The organism is Tardiphaga sp. P9-11 (genome assembly GCF_008329525.1).
Classification (GTDB): Bacteria; Pseudomonadota; Alphaproteobacteria; order Rhizobiales; family Xanthobacteraceae; genus Tardiphaga.
Window position 1 is genome coordinate 308,215 of record NZ_NPKQ01000004.1, and the last position, 15,331, is coordinate 323,545.

A 15,331-nucleotide genomic window follows, 5' to 3' on the forward strand; every position below is an offset into this window, starting at 1 on the left:
ACAGGATATTCCGACGCTCAGACCACAGCCACGATCACGTGCGCCTGAATTTTGGCCGTAACCTCACCGCTACCATGTCGGTGAGCAATCGCGGATGCGGCGCGGTCGGTTGCAGCTTCCAGTTTCCCAGCGTCTCTGGCTTCGATTTCGGTGCGAAGAACAGTTCCCTGACAATAAGCAACGGCTGGAAGGCGCGGCGAGGATGCACGGCTTTGTTCGGCTTTCGTCTCGATCGTCACGAGGGAGAAGCCTGCGTCCTCCAGCTCGCTGCGGATCAGTGCCGTATCGTGGTAGCCGTGCGGTGTGCGCGCCAGAAAGCGCGGCGGATCGTTCGGAAAAATCTCGGCGAGAGCATTCGTCACATCATCCGCAAATATATTCTCCTCGATACGATCCCAGACGTTGAATAAGAAATGCCCTCCGGGCTTCAGGACTCGCTTTGCTTCGCGGTAGGCCGATGAGCGGTCGGGAAAGAACATCGCGCCAAACTGACAACAGACGAGGTCGAAGGCTGCATTTTCAAACGGGAGCGCCAGAGCATCCGCTTGGCGCCATGTGATGCGATTGTCCGGAGTTTGTCGCGACGCGGCGTAGTCGAGCATCGGCTGGTTGAGGTCGGTTACGATATAGCTTGCACCAGGAGACAATTTTGGCGCCAACGCGCGGGTGACAACCCCGGTGCCGGCGGCGATTTCCAAAACGGCGCTTGGCGAGAAAGACGCCGCTCGTTGCGCAAGATCTGCGGCGAACGGCTCGAAGATCAACGGCACCATATAGCGGTCGTAATTTTCCGGAATCGAGCCGGCGAACAGTTTGTCGGTTTCCAACATCGCTATCACCCGTCGTCCGTTTGATGGCTCGAGAGATTAGCATATATTGCGCGTTCGGGCGCGCGATGCGTTATGACAAGCTTGCAGATAAACGACCCTGCCTTCGTTCAACTTGCATCCATCCGGCTATGGATGGATGCGCGCTCATGTGTCCACTCAGTAGTCATAACGTGTCACGATGACTACTTCAGCGCATCAGACACCAGCTTGAATTTCTGGATGCGCTTGCCGGTGTCGACTTCGGCCGTATAGACATTGCCCTTGGCGTCCACGGCCATAGCATGAATCCAGTGGAACTGGCCGGCTTGACGGCCGTTGCGTCCGAACGTGCCGACCACCTTGCCGTCGTCGCGATTGAGCACGCGGATCTCGTTGTTCTCTCCGTCGGCGGTCAAGAGCCAGCTCTGCTTCGGATCGGGCCAGATCGCGAGATCCCACACCGCGCCGTTGCCGAGCGTAGCCTTCTCGTAGAACCACTCCTTCACGAAACTGCCGTCCTTCTTGAACACCTGCACACGGTTGTTGATGCGATCGCAGACATAAACGAGGCCGTCATTGGCGATCTTCACGCAATGTACGGGATTGGCGAATTGCTGTGACACCGGCGCGTTGGGATCATAGGCCGCCTGCTTGTCGTCATTGGGCTTGTTGCCATAGGCGCCCCAGTGCCGCTTGTAGGCGCCGGTGGTGGCGTCGAACACAATGACGCGGCGATTGCCATAGCCATCCGCCACATAGATCTCGTTGGCGTCCTTGTCGATGGCGGTCTCGGCGGGTTTGCCAAGCTGCGTGGTGTCGTTGCTGCCCTTGCTCGGCGCGATCTTGCCGATCTGCATCACGAACTTGCCATCGGTGGTGAATTTCAGGATCGCATTGTCGTTGTCGAGATTGCCGCCGACCCAGACGAAGCCGTCGTCGCTGACCTCGATGCCGTGTTCGCGGCCGACCCATTCATAACCTTCACCGGGGCCGCCCCACGAGCGCAGCAGATTGCCGTCGGTATCGAATTCCAGAACGGGCGGTGCGGAGACGCAGCATTTCGAGCGTGGCGGATTGAGCGCTGCGCCTTTCTCGTCATCGGTCAGCGACTTCGGGCGATGGATCACCCAGACATGACCGTCTTTGTCAGTGGTGATGCCGCCGACCTGACCGAGGATCCAGTTGTTCGGCAACGGCTTTGGCCAGGAGGCATCGACCTGGAAGCGGGGGATGTCGGCGGCGCGGGAGGGGAGAGGTGCGAATGACAGCGCGGCGAAGGTGAGTGCTGCTGCAAGTATGCGCAGCGACCGCGTGCGATGAGTTGGCGATGCCATGACGACCTCCCTGATTTTCGGTGCGGGTTGTCCCGCTTGGGAGGAAGTGAAGTCCGGCGGTAGGGAAGAGTCAATCTTGCGGCGCAGTGAAGACGCGCGGCGTTCTGCATTGTGTAGGATGGGTAGAGCGGAGGCGTTCTACCCATCCTACTGATCGGCACTACGCCGGTGCGTGGAAGCCCATCACCTTGCCGGTTTTGTAGTCGACGAACTTGCCGGTCTCGGTCCATGACGGCAGACACAGCGGCACGATGTGCTCTGCGACCTGTGCCGGCGTGTCGAGCGTTTCGGGGTCTTCACCAGGCATCACGATGGCGCGCATATGCGTGCGTACGGGACCGGGATTGAACAGGTTGACGCGGATGTTCTTGGTGGCGGTCTCGTTGGCCCAGACCCGCACCAGCGTTTCCAGCGCAGCCTTGGAGACGGCATAGGGGCCGCGATAGGCGGAGGCCTTGTTGGCGGTGCCGGATGTGACGAACACGGCGCGGCCGGCATCGGACTGCTGCAGCAGCGGCTCCATGCAGCGAATGAGCTGGAAATTCGCGGTGAGGTTCGTCGCCACGGTGTCGTTCCAGGCCTTCATCTCGATATGACCGAGCGGCGACGAGGGGCCTGCGACGCCGGCATTGCCGACCAGAATATCGAGCTTGCCATGACGCTCATGGAGCGCGGCGCCAAGGCGCGAGATTCCGTCGAGATCGGTAATGTTGAGCGGCACCAGCGTGGCGCTGCCGCCCTCGGCGCGGATCGCGTCATCGAGTTCTTCAAGGCCGCCTTGCGTGCGGGCCACTGCAACGATATGCGCGCCGGCCTTGGCCAATGCGAGGGCGGTGGCATAGCCGATGCCGCGCGAGGCGCCGGTGACGAGGGCGATGCGGGAGGCGAGGGGGGTGGTCATGACAACTCGTAACTCTCAGGCGTCATCCCCGCGAAGGCGGGGATCCATACACGCGGAGAGTTATGATGCGGGAACGCGCTCATGTCTAATCCTGAGCGACACAAAACCGATGGAGGCTATGGATCCCCGCTCCGCATGCGCGTTCGGCGCACTAGGCGGGGACGAGACGAGAGTTTGAGTGGTCAGCTCGCCTCAGCCAGCAGCGAGAGCTGCCGCGGGGCGTCGATTTCGCTCATGTCGGTGAGCGGGGTCGGGTAGTCGCCGGTGAAACAGTGGTCGGCGAATTTCGGATGCGCTGCGTCGCGGCCCGATTCGCCCATGGCGCGGTAGATGCCGTCGACCGAGACGAAGGCCAGCGAATCCGCGCCGATCAGATCGCGCATTTCTTCCAGCGTGTGGGTGGCGGCGAGGAGGCCGGCGCGGTCCGGCGTATCGATGCCATAATAATCCGGATGGGTGATCGGCGGCGAGGCGATGCGGAAGTGGACTTCCTTGGCGCCGGCGTCGCGCATCATCTTGACGATCTTCTTCGACGTGGTGCCCCGCACCAGACTGTCGTCGATCAGCACGATGCGCTTGCCTTCGATGGCGGCGCGGTTGGCCGAATGTTTCATGCGCACGCCGAGTTCGCGCACGCTCTGGGTCGGCTGGATGAAGGTGCGGCCGACATAGTGATTGCGGATGATGCCGAGTTCGAACGGCACGCCCGAGGCACGGGAATAACCGATCGCGGCAGGCACGCCGGAGTCCGGCACCGGCACGATCACGTCGGCTTCCACATGGGTCTCGCGGGCAAGCTGTTCGCCCATCGCCTTGCGGGTGTCGTAGACCGAGCGTCCGCCGACGATTGAGTCAGGGCGCGCGAAATAGATATACTCGAAGATGCAGGGGCGCGGCGCTTGCGGCGCGAACGGCTTGTGGCTCTGTGCGCCGCTTTCGTCGAACACGATGACTTCGCCTGGCTCGATGTCACGGACATATTTGGCGCCGATGATGTCGAGCGCGCAGGTCTCCGAGGCGAGGATCGGACAACCATCGAGGTCACCCAGCACCAGCGGACGAATGCCGAGCGGATCGCGGGCGCCGACCAGTTTCTTGTTGGTCAGCGACACCAGCGCATAGGCGCCTTCGATGGCGCGCAGTGCTTCGATGTAGCGGTCGATGAAACGGTTGCGCTTGGAATGTGCGACGAGGTGCAGGATCACCTCGGTGTCGGTGGTCGACTGCATCATCGCGCCGTTCTTCACGAGTTCGCGGCGCAGGGTCAGACCGTTGGTGAGGTTGCCGTTATGGGCGACTGCAAAACCGCCGGCATTGAGTTCGGCGAACAGTGGTTGGACGTTGCGGAGAATGGTTTCGCCTGTGGTGGAGTAGCGGGTGTGGCCGACGGCGGCAGTGCCGGGCAGGCGCTCGATCACTTCGCGGCGGGAGAAGGTGTCGCCGACGAGGCCGAGGCGGCGTTCGGAATGGAAGCGCTTGCCGTCGAAAGCGACGATGCCGGCAGCCTCCTGTCCGCGATGCTGAAGGGCGTGGAGCCCGAGCGCCGTAATCGCCGCTGCATCGGGATGTCCATAAATACCAAATACACCGCATTTTTCGCGGAGCATGTCGCCGTCTAAGTCAGGATTACGCATGGTGGTGCTCGCGTCGTCGGAAGGGCTCTGCATCGGATCCATCGCGCCTTTCAGGTGTCGCGAGAAACTAAGAACGCCTAGCGTCCCGCCGGTTTGCCATCGATCAGCTTTTTCAGGCTGTCGCGGGCAGGTTTGGAATAGCCATCCGCGGCGCCGGGCGCTGTGGGCTCGGCGTCGGTCGTATCCTCATCGGGTTTGTTTTTCTTGAACCTCTTCAAGATGGTGTTTTCAGGGTCATCCGGCAAGAGCGCCATCAGCCAATTGCCGGTCGATTCCAGCACAACCCGCGATTTGGCACCTGTGACCCAGTCCGGACGCTGCTTGTCCGGCACCAGCCATGAGAAGAACAGGAACGCGACGACCACGATCAGGAGGCCGCGGGCAAGGCCGAACAGGAAGCCCAGCGTGCGGTCCAGCGCACCGATGCGCGAATCCAGGATCATGTCGGAGATGCGGACGGTGATGATCGAGACCACGATCAGCGTGCCGATAAACACGCCGGCCACCACCACGATGCTGGCGACGGTATCGTTGTTGAAATAAGTTTTAGCGGTCGGGAGCAGCTTCTGGAAAGCAAACAGGGTGACCAGCGCTGCGGCGCCCCAGGCTGCGATCGACAGGATCTCGCGCATGAAGCCGCGGACCATGGCCAGGAGGCCAGAGATCAGCATGACGCCGAGCAGGACAAGGTCGAGAATCGTGATCGGCATCGGCTGGTCAGGTCCGCTCGTGAATCAGAAACCGCGAATCGGCACAGGCTGCCGCTTCAGGTGACGGTGATATGGCACGTCTCGCAAGGCCGGAAAACCGCTATCGGCCGCAAGAGCACACCAGATCACACCATTGTTCCGCTTTGGGCAAAATGCCTTAACGGAGCGTGTTGCACATCTGCGCAGTTGGTTGCGCGCGCATTCTATAGCGGCCGTAGCCGCGCAGGTCACCCGCGCGTCAGCCGTCTCGGCGCTTGAATCGCGCCGGTGCGGTATTTTTCTCGTCATCTGTGCTTTTGCTGTTGTCGCGCGTGGGTTTTACGCCGCGCGCGGCGATGTCGGCGACCAGCGAGGTGAGGCCTCCGATGGTATTGAGAGACAGTCCGGCGTCGCCGCCGGGGTCACCGCGCGCCGATTCCGGCAGCACTGCCCGGCCGAAGCCGAGCTTCGCGGCTTCCTTGAGCCGCGCCGAGGTCTGCGCCACCGGGCGGACCGCACCGGACAGCGAGATTTCGCCGAAATAGACCGCATCCGGCGGTAGCGGCGCGTTGCAGAGCGACGACACCAAAGCTGCGGCGGCGGCCATGTCGGCGGCGGGCTCGTTAATGCGCAATCCGCCGGCGACGTTGAAATAGACATCGTAGCCCGACAACTTGACCCCGCAATGCGCCTCCAGCACCGCTAGCACCATAGACAGGCGGGATGAATCCCAGCCGACCACCGCGCGGCGCGGAGTGCCCAGCGTTGTCGGCGCAACCAGAGCCTGCAGTTCCACCAGCACCGGGCGGGTGCCCTCCATGCCGGCGAACACGGCGGTGCCGGGTGAACCCAAATCGCGATCCGACAAAAACAGTTCGGAGGGGTTCGACACCTCGCGCAGGCCCAGGCCGGTCATTTCGAACACGCCGATCTCGTCGGTCGGGCCGAAGCGGTTCTTCACCGCGCGCAAGATGCGGAACTGCTGCGAACCTTCGCCCTCGAAGGACATCACGGCATCCACCATGTGCTCGACCACGCGGGGGCCGGCGATCTGGCCGTCCTTGGTGACATGGCCGACCAGGATGATGGTGGCGCCGGATTTCTTGGCGAAGCGAATGAGCGCCTGCGCCGAGGCGCGGACCTGGGTCACGGTGCCCGGCGCGGATTCCACCGTGTCGGTCCACATGGTCTGGATCGAGTCGATCACGATCAGCCGCGGCACCGTACCTTCGGACAGCGTGGCGACGATATCCTCCACCGAGGTTTCGGACGCGAGCTGCACCGAGGCGTCCGCGAGGCCCAGACGCGACGCGCGCAGCCGGACTTGCGCCACAGCTTCTTCGCCGGAGATGTAGACCACGCGGTGGCCGGCCCGCGCCATCAGGCTGGTGGCCTGCGTCAGCAAGGTCGACTTGCCGATGCCGGGATCGCCGCCGATCAGCAGTACCGAGCCGCGCACGAAACCGCCGCCGGTGACGCGGTCGAGCTCGCCCATCCCCGAGGGAATGCGCGGTGCGTCATTGCTCTGGCCGGTCAGGCTTTCGAGATTGAAGGTGCGCCCCTTGCGCTTGGAGCGCGCACTGACCGGAATCGTGGTGACGCCGGTGGTGTCCTCCTCGGCCAGCGAATTCCACTCGCCGCAGGCGTCGCACTTGCCCTGCCACTTGTTATAGGCGGCACCGCAATTCTGGCAGACGAAGGAGAGGAGGTTTTTGGCCATGAGGGTGAGGGAATCGGGGTTAGGGGGAGGTAGGGTGGTGGATAGCATGAAATGCCGGACGAAGCGGCCGTTTCATCGCAGTGCAGGGGCGCTCTGTATGATCGGTTACTGTAATCCAACGACAGACGCCGGCCATCCAGCGGGGGTCTCAGCTACCTTGCTTCGAAGCTGCAGCGCTTGCGTCAATGGGGCTCGCCGCAGGAGGTGCATTTGCCATGTGGCGATTATACGCCTCGCCCGTAATTCCGGCAGACGAAAGAGAGGAGGGATTCTGCTATAAGCGGAGGGGGGAGTGCCTTTAAACCGGAGTGAGTTGGTCGATCTCACGATTTGAGCAAAGCGTGCGCACTCCAACCATAGCGAAGTCCTGGATGGTTGTTTCGCCACGCTCGGGCTTCCATCTGTTCTTGCTTGATTTCATGTTAGCGCAGCGATCATTTGGCCGCGCCAAATGGGGCTGGCGATGGTCTGATCGCGCAAGTCCCCCATTCAGTGGTGTTCTCGTTCAATAATTGCATGATGATTTCAACCAGTTCTGCATTTTTCTCCGCGCATCCGGGTCACGAGCTTCGAATCCATGGATGGCTATCCCAACAGAAACCGCTCTGCTTCGTTCTGACCACGGGGGCCCGCTCCGGCACCGATAGCGCAAGATTGGTGGCCACGTCGGATCTGATCGAGTCCATGAGTGGGCGGCGCGCCAGCATATTTGGCGATCTCTTGGACCGCGAGTTGTATTCACAGGTCCTGGCAGGCGATGCATCGCGAATGGAGCATCTCGTCCGCGTGACCATTAATACCTTGATTGCAAATGAGGTCACGGTTCTGGTTGTCGATGGATGGCAGCTTTATTCGGTGAGCCATGATCTGGCTCATGTCATGGGGCGGATCGCCGCGCAGCACGCCTCGCTAGCTCTGAAAAGAGAAATAACGGTGCTCCAATATATGGTTGTTCCAAACGCAATCTCTGGCGCCAGCGATATGGGAAAGTGTGTCGGTGTCGTCGAACTATCGGAGGACGAACTTCGTGCGAAGCAACGCGCTATCGAGGGATATCCCGGGATAGATGGAGAGAGAGAGGAAATCGCGAAAATTGAAGGTCTGCATGCTTTGGGTGCGGAGTATTTCTTCGTGCCTCCGGATCTCAAGCTCTTGCTGGAGAAACCGCAGATCAAGCCGCTTTATGAGCAGTACGGCGAAGAACGCGTTCAAAGAGGGGTTTATCGCGAGGTTATCCGGTGGAGGCATGTTGAAGCTATCCTCGCCCAGTTGGCGAAGAGTTTCGAAATTTGAAGAATGAAGATCCTCTTCACAAATATCCAGCTCTCGCACAGGTCTGGCACCGAAATTGTCGTCCGGGATCTGGCTCAAAGGTTTGGCGAGGCAGGTCACGAGGTCACCATATATGCTCCTGCGCTAGGCGAATTCGCGAATGAAGTGCGATCTGACGATATCCGGGTGATCGACGATTTGCGGGAATTCGATGGCGTTCCCGACATCATCCATGGACATCACACGCTGCCGACAGCTGAAGCTATCATCGCGTTTCCCTCCGTGCCCGCAATATGGGTCTGTCACGGTGCGCAGTCCTGGTTTGATCAGCTTCCTCCCTTTACGCAGGTGAGGCGCATTTTTGCTGTTGATGACACGTGTCGTTCCCGCCTCGTAACCGAAGGGGTGGCGCCTGAGAGGATCGACATTTTGCCCAATGCGGTCGATCTGAGACGATTTCAGACGCGCACCACGCCTCTGCCGGCGCGGCCGGCGCGTGCCGTTTCCCTGGTCAAGCATAGCGGCCCGATTGAGCTGATCGTTGAAGCCTGCCGGGTCAAAGGCATCCCGCTCGAATTACACGGACACGGGGTTGGCCGGCCAATCGGCGATATCGAGCGGGTCTTCGCAGAAAACGATCTCGTTTTCGCGACAGCGCGAACGGCGCTGGAAGCGATGGCGGTCGGTGCGGCCGTCATACTGGTCGATGGTCGCGGTTTCGGCGGGCTCGTGACGTCCCGGAATTTCGAAAACGGACGTCGGCTGAATTTCGGTCTGGGTCTGCTGAAACGCGATCCGACGCTGGAATTGTTGATCGGTGCAATAGAAGATTACGATCCACTGGATGCAGCGGTCGTCAGCAAAAAGGTGCGCTCGGAGGCAGGCCTGGATTGCCTGGTAGCTCGGCTTGAAGGCATCTACTCATCGACGATCTCCCAATGGCGACCTGAGCGGGATTTTAACCGGGAGACGTTTCGCGCCGAGCAGATCAAATTCAACAGTGACTGGTTACCCCGGACGCAAGCCGGAATCCCCTGGATGGAAGAGGTGCAGCGATTGCGAAACCAGGCGACCGAGCTGAATGATGTGTTAGCACGTCGCACGATCGAGCTATCTGATCGTTCCATCGAGCTATCCGAGTGTAAAAGAGTGGTTCGATCATACGAATCCGCACGCTCTGTTCGATTTGCGAGAAAGTTGCGTCAATGGGCGAGATTCTGGCGTGGTTGAGCTCTCTGTGTGCGATGCATTGCTATCGAGCGTGCACAGTTCCAGATACGTCCTTTGAAACCTGAGGTTTGAGAGAACCGCCCTCATCAATTCTTAAGCACGTTCATCAAGGTAAATATCAGGACCGCGTTGACCGGCAGTGATGCTTGGCTAAGTGTCGCGCATCAAAGCGATACGCCTCCATTTCAAACCAGCTCGCCACGGGACCTGATCATGAAAAAATTGATTGCTGCTGCACTGTTCGCCACTGTCGCCGGAATGGCGATGCCCGGTGTTGCCTCGGCAGGCTGCTATAATTGTTACGCGCCGCCGCCGCCGTGCCAGACCTGCTATCAGCAGCAAGTGGTGCCGCCGCAGTATCGCACCGTCGAAGAGACGGTGATGGTGGCTCCCGGCCGCACCGTCCGACATCGCACGCCGGCCCAGTACGAAACCGTGATGGTGCCGAAGACCGTAATGGTCGCACCGGCGCGCGTCGACTACGAGCGGATCCCGGCGCAATACGCCACCCAGCACCGCGTTCAGATGGTCGCACCGGCGCAGGTCTATTACGCACCGGTGCAGCAGGGCTGCTCGACCTGCAATCGCGGCTTCAACTTCGGCTCAAGCTACGGATACGGCTACTAAGCCGCGGATAGCCCAGATTTTCAGGACTGCAATCGGCCGCCTCAGGGCGGCCGATTGGCGTTTGGGGGGAGGTCGCCGATGCGGCGGTCAGGATAAACCGCCCTGGGCTTTCCTGCATGCGGTGCATATATGTTTCATGCACGAATCATATACGGAGGTCCGCGTGGGCATTGTGAACATCGATGACGATCTGCACGATCAGGTGCGCAAGGCCAGCACCGTATCGTTTCGGTCGATCAATGCGCAGGCCGCCTATTGGATCAAGATCGGCATGCTGTGCGAGACCAATCCGACGCTCAGTTTCAACGAGATCATAAAGCGCGAACTTAGCTCTGCGGGCGTTTCGGCTCAGCCGATGGCTGTCGGTGCAGCATGACGAAGCGGCCCGAAGAACTGGCGTTGCTGGCTGAAGCCGGCCGGCTGCTGGCGTCCGTCTTCGGTCTGCTGGATCGAACCTCGCTCGCCGGCATGTCGACACTTCAGATCGACGAGATGGTCGAGCGATTCATCGTCCACGATCTTCAGGCCCGCCCCGCGAGCAAGGGCCAATATGGCTATGGCTTTGTGTTGAATGCCTCGGTGAATGACGTGGTCTGCCACGGTGTTCCATCGCCATCGCACGTGCTTCGCGACGGCGACATCGTCAATCTCGACATCACGCTCGAGAAGAACGGTTATATCGCAGATTCCAGCAAGACCTATCTCGTTGGCGAGGTGAATCCGGCCGCCAGGAGGTTGGTCCAGACCACCTATGAGGCGATGTGGATGGGCATTCAGGCGGTTCGCCCAGGCGCGCGGCTCGGAGACATCGGCTGGGCGATCGAACGACATGCAAAGCGCAATGGCTATTCGGTGGTGCGCGAATATTGCGGTCACGGCATCGGCCGCAAGATGCATGAAGAGCCGCAGGTGATGCATTTCGGCAAGCCGGGCACTGGCCTCGCCTTGCGCGAGGGCATGGTGTTCACGATCGAGCCGATGCTCAATCGCGGCCGACGGACTGTGAAAACAGAGGCGGACGGTTGGACCGTTGTGACGAGAGACGGATCGCTGTCCGCACAGTTCGAGCACACCGTTGCCGTGACTGCTTCCGGCGTGTCGGTGCTGACGTTGCGTCCGGACGAACCGGGGCGTGGACTTATAAGCGTGTAGCCAAATCCGAATGACGCTTCCGGAGCTGTGGCCGATGTCGCGCTTCGTTGCAGCAGTGGCGCGGCCCACCTGATCGCCGTTTGAAGCGCAGGGATCATCTCCCTGCGGTGACAATCCCTGTGCATGACTTGCCGTCAGAACTATCTCCAAATGAAACTGCCACATCGAGGCAGAATTCGGAGAGCGGGACGGGACGACCGAACAGAAAGCCCTGGACGAGGTCGACGCCTGCAGCTTGCAGATATTCAAATTGCCCTTCGGTCTCGACACCCTCTGCCGTCGTTGCGATCCCCAGACCACAGGCCAGCGCTAGCACCGAAGACACCACCGCTGCGCAATCGCGGCGATTGGGAACGCCTTGTACGAAGGACTTGTCGATCTTGATCCTGTCGAACGGGAAATTGGTCAGATAACTCGCCGTCGAATAGCCGGTGCCAAAATCATCGAGCGCCATGGAGATGCCGAGATTCTTGAGCTGCCGTATCGTCCCCAGATGCGCCGTTGCGTTCTCCAGAAGAGCCGTCTCCGTCACCTCCAACTCCAGCCGTTCAGGCGAAAGACCCGTCTCCATCAGAATATCCAGCATGACATCGAGCAGGTTTCCCTTGCTGACCTGAACCGCAGAGATGTTGACCGTGATCTTGAGGTGAGCCGGCCACGATGCTGCGTCCGTGCAAGCCTGGCGCAGAATCCACTCGCCAAGAGGAAGGATCAGCCCCGTCGCTTCCGCGAGTGGAATAAACTGATCGGGAGAGATGAGTCCTTTCGATGGATGCCGCCAGCGGACCAGCGCCTCAGCGCCACGCATCTGCCGCGTCTTGGCGTCAACCACCGGCTGATAGTGCAGCTCGAATTCATTTCGTGCGATCGCGTCCCGCAGTTCATTTGCCAACACCGTCTGCGAGTGGGCAGCCTCGATCATCTCGGACTGGAACAGGCGGAAATCGTTTCGCCCGCCCGTCTTGGCGTCGTAGAGCGCGAGATCCGCCTTTCTCAACAGGTCTTCGGGGTCGACGCCATGTTCCGGAGCGAGGGCAATTCCAATGCTGGTCCCGATGCTGGCCTGATGGCCGTTGAGATCAAATGGCTGAGCAATGGCATCAATGATCCTGAGGGCCAGCACGATTGCACCCTCCTGCGGATTGGGTCCACCGTCCTGGATGATCGCAAACTCGTCACCCCCAAGGCGGGCCACTACGTCGGTTTCGCGAGTCGATGCTTTCAGCCGTTGAGCGAATTCAACGAGCATACGATCACCAGCGGGATGTCCCAGCGTGTCGTTGATGGTCTTGAATTTATCGAGGTCGAGCATGACCACGGCAAAGCCACTGTCATGGCGGCCAAGACGCTTGCTCGCCTCCTCGAGTTTCTCGGTAAACAATGTTCGGTTGGCAAGCCCCGTGAGCGCATCGTGACGCGCCAGGTGAACGATCTCGGCCTCTGCGCGCCGCCGTTCGGTGATGTCTTCGTGCGTTGCAACCCAACCGCCGTCCTTCATCGGCTGTCGGGTGACGAGCATCAATCGCCCATCCGCAAATTCATCCACCCTGGCCGAGCTTGAATCTGTCGAATGCTGGCCCAACTCAGCTATCTTTTTCCTGATGGCTGGTTCGCTCGTCCCGCCCTTGAGAATGCCACGGGAGACGCGATCGGCGATGATGGCCTCATGAGGTGTGCCGACTTTCAGCAAAGCTGCGGGCAACTGGTATAGTTCCGCATAGCGATCATTCCAGACAACGAGCCGTTTCGCTCCGTCGAACATGCAGAGACCCTGCGACATGTTACCCAGCGCAATGTCGAACCGTTCGTTCGTCTGCTCCAGCTCCGCGGCTTTCGCGGCCAGCAATTGCTCCCTGTGTTTTTGCGCCGTGACATCTTCATGAGTCGCGAGCCACCCCTCGTTCGGCATCAGATGGCGCGTCATCGAAATGAGGCGCCCATCGACAAGCTCCTGGACCTCTTTCTCGAGTTTCAGTTTGACGTCGACAAGCACGTCCGCAGCCATTTCGCAGTTTGTCCTCTCCGCCCGGCGGTATTCGATGATTTGCCGCAGCGTCGTGCCTGGCTTCACCTGTTCCTCGCTGAGGTGATAGATTTCCGCATAGCGAGCATTTGAAAGAATGATCCTCTGCTTGCTATCAAACAGCGAAAGCCCCTGCGACATGTTGTTCATCGCGGCGTCGAAGCGCATGTTGATCCGCTCGAGTTCAGCAGCTTTATCAGTCAACAATCGCTGTGCACGTTTCTGCTCGGTGATGTCTTCATGGGTTGCGACCCATCCGCCATCCGCAATCGGCCTGCGTTGAATTAAGATCACGCGACCGTCGGCAGACATAAAAATCTGCTTTTGCTTTGTCGGAATCTCCTGAACATCGCCGTCGATGGACAAATCGTGCTTTCCGCGATCTTTGAGGGCCTGCAGCATGCGAGGCAAGGGCGTTCCGGGCCTGACGAGTTCTTCCGGGAAACCGTACATCTCGCGGAAGCGGCCATTCGAAACCACCAAATTCTTGTTCGCGTCAAACAGGCAGAGCCCTAGCGACATGTTGCTCAAGGCAGCATCGAACTGCATGTTCGTTCGTTCCAGAATCCTTGTTTTCACGGCAAGACTATTTGTCTGGCGCACGATCCGAAACGTGCCGAGCAAGATGACGCCAACGATCATAGCGACGAGCGGGCCAACCATGTAAAGATGTTGGCGCCACGGTCCCAGCACCTCGCTGCGGGCGTATGTAATGACCAGGACCAGCGGCAGTCCGGGCACAGCCTTGTATCCTGCGATGCGCGCGATGCCGTCGATAACGCCTATCGTCTCGTAGGAACCGGCTTCTGATTTTGGCAGATATTCGGAGACGAGCGGGCTATCCGCGAAAGATTTTCCGATGGCTCCCTTTATCGCAGGCTCTCGCGCAAGAACCCGCCCCGTTCCCGCGCGATGCAGCAGCAGCACGGATCCACCTTTGCCGACATCGATCGCGCGATAGACCTGCGTGAAATGGGTAGGGTCGAGCGGCGCAATTGCGACTCCTGCGAAGCTGCCGTCGGCATTGCTTAACCGGCGCGACGCCGCCGTGAACCATTTTCCGGTGACAGCCGAGAGATAGGGTGGCGAGATAAACAGTTGGCTATTGGCCTGATCGCGTTGAGCGGTGAAGTGCGGCATGTCGGAGACATTGCCTCGCGGCGGCGTGGGATCGTAGGAATGTGCCAGAAGGTTACCGGCGGCATCTGTCCAGCCGACGGCAACGACGATCGATGAGGCTTTCTTCAGAAGACGCAAGGCGGTATTTGCGGCCTCAGGTGTTGCATACTTTCCCGAAAGACTATCTTCGCGAATTCTCTCGGCTTCGAGCAGTGTTCGATCGATTCCCTCAAAGGTCAGCGCTGTGTGCTCGGCGAGAATCTCGGCGATGTTCAGTGTCGCTTTTTTTGCCTCGGAAAGCGCCGCATGATGGCGTGCCTGCAGATCCACCAGAAACACAACGATGATCGACGCCGCAAAGAAGACGCCGAGCACTACTAATGAAAATCCTGGCAGTCGGGCCAGCCTTCCATAGAACGCACGCATGAAGCGTCCACGTAGTCGTTACAAATGAAACAAATGAAATTCCGGATTTCAGCGTGGATGACGAACCTTAATAATAGGTTGGAAATATTGGCATTACTGTAGGCGGCGGGGCGAAGCATTATGTTGCACTGCGCTCAGCGGAAATGCGGGTCCGCGAGATCCTAAATGCCTGTGGCTCGTTCCTCGTCGTTCTATGAACGTCGGTCGCACGTTCTTGTAAGTGATAGATACAACTTTAAACAGCGCCGGCTTGCAACGGGCTGTTGTCTGGAAATCCCGTCTCTTGCGTGCCGCGTCGCTCGTTCAGTTTCCGTTCAATTGAACCGGCCCAAGCGGCACCCAAAAGCGCGTCCGGGAAGTTGATGCGAAGCACCATCAATCATACGACTTGTTCT

The 15,331-nt window shown here is 59.7% G+C and carries 12 protein-coding genes; 5 read left to right on the top strand and 7 right to left on the bottom strand.

Going from position 1 to position 15,331, the window contains the following annotated elements:
- Nucleotides 1-17 precede the first annotated feature (17 nt).
- From CIW50_RS16865 to radA, 6 genes are all read right to left on the bottom strand, one after another.
- Nucleotides 18-830 carry a class I SAM-dependent methyltransferase gene (locus tag CIW50_RS16865; RefSeq protein ID WP_149532366.1) on the bottom strand — a complete coding sequence of 271 codons (813 nt, stop codon included), beginning with the start codon at nucleotides 828-830 and terminating at the stop codon, nucleotides 18-20.
- A gap of 182 nt (nucleotides 831-1,012) precedes the next feature.
- Nucleotides 1,013-2,143: an NHL repeat-containing protein gene (locus tag CIW50_RS16870; protein ID WP_149532367.1), complete on the bottom strand. Its 1,131-nt coding sequence runs from the start codon at nucleotides 2,141-2,143 to the stop codon at nucleotides 1,013-1,015.
- A 160-nt stretch (nucleotides 2,144-2,303) separates the two neighbouring features.
- Nucleotides 2,304-3,044 (bottom strand): SDR family NAD(P)-dependent oxidoreductase, encoded by a 741-nt coding sequence (locus CIW50_RS16875; RefSeq protein WP_149532368.1) that lies wholly within the window; start codon nucleotides 3,042-3,044, stop codon nucleotides 2,304-2,306.
- Nucleotides 3,045-3,226: 182 nt separating this feature from the next.
- A complete protein-coding gene (gene purF, locus CIW50_RS16880) occupies nucleotides 3,227-4,720 on the bottom strand; it encodes an amidophosphoribosyltransferase (RefSeq protein WP_149532369.1) in 1,494 nt (497 codons plus the stop codon).
- Between the two features lie 35 nt (nucleotides 4,721-4,755).
- A complete protein-coding gene (locus CIW50_RS16885; RefSeq protein ID WP_149532370.1) occupies nucleotides 4,756-5,388 on the bottom strand; it encodes a CvpA family protein in 633 nt (210 codons plus the stop codon).
- 238 nt (nucleotides 5,389-5,626) lie between these two features.
- A complete protein-coding gene (gene radA, locus CIW50_RS16890; protein ID WP_149532371.1) occupies nucleotides 5,627-7,087 on the bottom strand; it encodes a DNA repair protein RadA in 1,461 nt (486 codons plus the stop codon).
- 438 nt (nucleotides 7,088-7,525) lie between these two features.
- On the opposite strand from radA, the gene CIW50_RS16895 reads away from it, so the two are divergent.
- The 5 genes from CIW50_RS16895 to map all read left to right on the top strand — a co-directional run bounded on the left by CIW50_RS16895 (nucleotide 7,526) and on the right by map (nucleotide 11,368).
- Nucleotides 7,526-8,380 (top strand): hypothetical protein, encoded by an 855-nt coding sequence (locus CIW50_RS16895; RefSeq protein WP_149532372.1) that lies wholly within the window; start codon nucleotides 7,526-7,528, stop codon nucleotides 8,378-8,380.
- 3 nt (nucleotides 8,381-8,383) lie between these two features.
- Nucleotides 8,384-9,589, top strand: coding sequence for a glycosyltransferase (locus CIW50_RS16900; protein WP_149532373.1), 1,206 nt, complete (start codon nucleotides 8,384-8,386; stop codon nucleotides 9,587-9,589).
- A 264-nt stretch (nucleotides 9,590-9,853) separates the two neighbouring features.
- Complete coding sequence (locus CIW50_RS16905; protein ID WP_149532518.1) at nucleotides 9,854-10,216, top strand: hypothetical protein; 363 nt, start codon at nucleotides 9,854-9,856, stop codon at nucleotides 10,214-10,216.
- A 163-nt stretch (nucleotides 10,217-10,379) separates the two neighbouring features.
- The gene (locus CIW50_RS16910; RefSeq protein ID WP_149532374.1) at nucleotides 10,380-10,592 is read left to right on the top strand and encodes a ParD-like family protein; all 213 of its coding nucleotides are present in this window, start codon (nucleotides 10,380-10,382) and stop codon (nucleotides 10,590-10,592) included.
- A complete protein-coding gene (gene map, locus CIW50_RS16915; RefSeq protein ID WP_149532375.1) occupies nucleotides 10,589-11,368 on the top strand; it encodes a type I methionyl aminopeptidase in 780 nt (259 codons plus the stop codon). Before CIW50_RS16910 ends, map begins: the two co-directional genes overlap by 4 nt.
- Before the next feature lie 94 nt (nucleotides 11,369-11,462).
- On the opposite strand, the gene CIW50_RS16920 is transcribed toward map, so the two are convergent.
- The gene (locus CIW50_RS16920; RefSeq protein WP_149532376.1) at nucleotides 11,463-14,936 is read right to left on the bottom strand and encodes a bifunctional diguanylate cyclase/phosphodiesterase; all 3,474 of its coding nucleotides are present in this window, start codon (nucleotides 14,934-14,936) and stop codon (nucleotides 11,463-11,465) included.
- Nucleotides 14,937-15,331: the final 395 nt, after the last annotated feature.